The organism is Kitasatospora sp. NPDC088346, assembly GCF_044740765.1.
In the GTDB taxonomy this organism is placed as follows: Bacteria; Actinomycetota; Actinomycetes; order Streptomycetales; family Streptomycetaceae; genus Kitasatospora.
Map to the genome: position 1 here is coordinate 1 of NZ_JBIURH010000171.1, position 1,714 is coordinate 1,714.

2 protein-coding genes are annotated in these 1,714 nt (G+C 71.2%); one reads left to right on the forward strand and one right to left on the reverse strand.

The window, feature by feature from the left end; all coding sequences use genetic code 11:
* Window positions 1-27 precede the first annotated feature (27 nt).
* A complete protein-coding gene (locus tag ACIOFR_RS42210; RefSeq protein WP_401006146.1) occupies window positions 28-1,020 on the forward strand; it encodes an IS5 family transposase in 993 nt (330 codons plus the stop codon).
* On the opposite strand, the gene ACIOFR_RS42215 is transcribed toward ACIOFR_RS42210, so the two are convergent.
* Window positions 938-1,591, reverse strand: coding sequence for a hypothetical protein (locus ACIOFR_RS42215; protein ID WP_401006148.1), 654 nt, complete (start codon window positions 1,589-1,591; stop codon window positions 938-940). The genes ACIOFR_RS42210 and ACIOFR_RS42215 overlap by 83 nt on opposite strands.
* Window positions 1,592-1,714: the final 123 nt, after the last annotated feature.

The following is a 1,714-nucleotide window of genomic DNA, read 5'->3' on the forward strand; positions in this document are numbered from 1 at the left end:
TGAAAGAGCGGGCTCCTCGGTAGAGACGTGGTTGTCGAGACCCGGCTCGTTCAAGGAGACCCGCTGCGCACTCAGTTGACCACTTCCAATGCCGCGTGGTCCATTCCGGTCCCTCGTCCGTGTGACTGCTACGTGCACCTGTACGGAGCGATCGCTGCCGGGCGGCGTGCCGAGCGTTATCCCACCGACATGACCGACGTGGAGTGGACCCGGATCCGCGCGTCGATGCCGGTCCCGGCCTGGCTGGAGGGCCGGGGCGGGCGCCCGGAGTCGTTCTGTCACCGGGAAATGGTCGACGCGGTGCGCTACGTCGTCGACAACGGGGTGAAGTGGCGTGCTGTCCCCGCCGATTTTCCCTGGTGGCGGGCGGTATACGACTTCTTCCGGCGGTGGTGCCGGCACGGCTACGTGCGCGAGCTGTACGAGCGCCTGCGGCGCATCGAGCGACGGCAGCAGGGACGGCCCTCCGAGCCGAGCGCCGCGATCGTCGACGCGCAGTCGGTGGACGGCGCGGACACCGTCACCGGCGACACCCGCGGCTACGACGGCGCGAAATCGCGCGACGGCAGGAAGCGCCACATTCTGACCGACACCCTGGGCCTGTTGCTGGAAGTCAGCGTCACTGCGGCCAACGTGCACGACTCGATGGCCGCCCCGGAGTTGCTGGAGCGGTTCATGGCCGCGCCGGGCCGGCTGTTGAAGCTGGTCTGGGCCGACAGCGCCTACCAGGGCCAGGCCCTGGCGCAGGCGTTCGCCCGGCACGGGGTGAAGGTCGAGGTGGTGCGGCGAAGCGACGGGCAGACGGGGTTCGTGGTGCTGGCGCGCCGATGGATCGTGGAGCGCACCCTGGGGTGGCTGTCACGGGCCCGCAGACTCAACCGCGACCACGAGCGCCGCCCCGATCACCACGAGCAGATGGTGTGGTGGGCGGGCCTGCTCACGCTGACCCGGCGGATGGCGCGGCAGCGGCTGCACTGGCCGGAGCGGCGGGCCCACCGGCTGGAGGCGCCACAGCCCTGAACACCCCGCCGCGCTCACGCAGCAGCCAGCCCCGCGCCTCCAGCGCATAGGCCCGGTGGCGCACTTTCTCCACCTCGTTCATCCGTGTCGCGTCCCGGCCCAGCGCCCGCGTCAGCTCCTGCACGGTCACCGGCCCCGACGCTGCCGCGGCCACCGCGAAGACCTGCCGGTAGACCCCCGACAGCACCTCCTCACCCAGACCGGCCCGCCAGGCCGGCGGCCGCGGATCACGGCCAGTACCCCCACCCGTTCCGGCGGGCACCGCCTGCTGCACGGTCACCGGCATCGCCGCCACCGTCCCGGCCGGTCCTGTTACGGGTCCTGACGGCAAGTCATCCTCCGTGCTCTGCGCGGATACCGTTCCCGGCCCGTTCTCCGCGCGTCGGGTGGTGCCTTCGCCTTCCTCGGCCAGTGCGCGCAGCACCTCCTCACGGGCGATGCGCGCGTGGTCCACACGCTGCCGGGCCGCGACAGCCTGCTCCTCGGCCTCCCGCACCGCCTCCAGCCAGGACTCGAGCTCTTCACGCGCCCGCGCTTCACGGCACTCCAGCAAAGCGATCACCGACGGCACCAGACACCTCCCGGACAGACAGAACCAACCGTCCGCTGGCTGCCCCGTCCCAGCCGCAACCACACCCGCCCAACCGCAAAACCGCAGCTCATCGAGCTACAGCGCAGTTCACCACCACGCTCT